This is a genomic window from Aliidiomarina halalkaliphila (assembly GCF_007096385.1).
Lineage (GTDB): Bacteria > Pseudomonadota > Gammaproteobacteria > Enterobacterales > Alteromonadaceae > Aliidiomarina > Aliidiomarina halalkaliphila.
Genome location: NZ_VJWL01000008.1, coordinates 1 through 1747 on the forward strand (window position 1 = coordinate 1; position 1747 = coordinate 1747).

Sequence of the window (1747 nt, forward strand, 5' to 3'; positions counted from 1 at the left end):
TGCTGGGTAGGGGAGCGTTGTGTAAGCCGTTGAAGGTGGATTGAGAAGTCTGCTGGAGGTATCACAAGTGCGAATGCTGACATGAGTAACGATAATGGGGGTGAAAAACCCCCACGCCGGAAGACCAAGGGTTCCTATCCCATGCTAATCAGGGTAGGGTAAGTCGGCCCCTAAGGCGAGGCTGAAAAGCGTAGTCGATGGGAAACAGGTTAATATTCCTGTACTGCTGCATACTGCGATGGGGTGACGGAGAAGGCTAGGCAAGCGCGGCGTTGGTAGTCCGCGTGAAAGTGAGTAGGTTGGGCGTTTAGGTAAATCCGGATGCCCTTAAGACTGAGACACGAGACGAGACTCTACGGAGTTGAAGTTGTTGATGCCATGCTTCCAGGAAAACCCTCTAAGCTTCAGGTATGCAGAACCGTACCCGAAACCGACACAGGTGGTCAGGTAGAGAATACTAAGGCGCTTGAGAGAACTCGGGTGAAGGAACTAGGCAAAATAGTACCGTAACTTCGGGAGAAGGTACGCCCTTGTTGGTGATGGACTTCGCGTCCTGAGCTGGTGAGGGTCGCAGTGACCAGGTGGCTGGGACTGTTTATTAAAAACACAGCACTCTGCAAAATCGAAAGATGACGTATAGGGTGTGACACCTGCCCGGTGCCGGAAGGTTAATTGATGGGGTTAGCTTCGGCGAAGCTCTTGATCGAAGCCCCGGTAAACGGCGGCCGTAACTATAACGGTCCTAAGGTAGCGAAATTCCTTGTCGGGTAAGTTCCGACCTGCACGAATGGTGTAACCATGGCCACGCTGTCTCCACCCGAGACTCAGTGAAATTGAAATCGCTGTGAAGATGCAGTGTACCCGCGGCTAGACGGAAAGACCCCGTGAACCTTTACTACAGCTTGGCACTGAACATTGAACCTACATGTGTAGGATAGGTGGGAGGCTTTGAAGCATTGGCGCTAGCTGGTGTGGAGCCAACCTTGAAATACCACCCTTGTATGTTTGATGTTCTAACGTAGGTCCCTAATCGGGATCGCGGACAGTGCCTGGTGGGTAGTTTGACTGGGGCGGTCTCCTCCCAAAGAGTAACGGAGGAGCACGAAGGTTGGCTAAGTACGGTCGGACATCGTACGGTTAGTGCAAAGGCATAAGCCAGCTTAACTGCGAGACAGACACGTCGAGCAGGTGCGAAAGCAGGTCTTAGTGATCCGGTGGTTCTGAATGGAAGGGCCATCGCTCAACGGATAAAAGGTACTCCGGGGATAACAGGCTGATACCGCCCAAGAGTTCATATCGACGGCGGTGTTTGGCACCTCGATGTCGGCTCATCACATCCTGGGGCTGAAGTCGGTCCCAAGGGTATGGCTGTTCGCCATTTAAAGTGGTACGCGAGCTGGGTTTAGAACGTCGTGAGACAGTTCGGTCCCTATCTGCCGTGGGCGTTTGAGAATTGAAAGGGGTTGCTCCTAGTACGAGAGGACCGGAGTGAACGAACCGCTGGTGTTCGGGTTGTCATGCCAATGGCACTGCCCGGTAGCTACGTTCGGAATCGATAACCGCTGAAAGCATCTAAGCGGGAAGCGAGCCTTGAGATGAGTTCTCACTAGCATGTAATTGCTCTAAAGGGTTGTTGAAGACTACAACGTTGATAGGCACGGTGTGGAAGCGCTGTAAGGCGTTGAGCTAACGTGTACTAATTGCCCGTGAGGCTTAACCATACAACACCAAAAGGGTGTTGTTGGCA

General features: G+C 52.5%; 1 rRNA gene. It reads left to right on the plus strand.

Going from position 1 to position 1747, the window contains the following annotated elements:
* A 23S ribosomal RNA gene (locus tag FM042_RS11785) occupies positions 1-1721 on the plus strand; the annotation flags it as partial.
* Between the last annotated feature and the right edge of the window lie 26 nt (positions 1722-1747).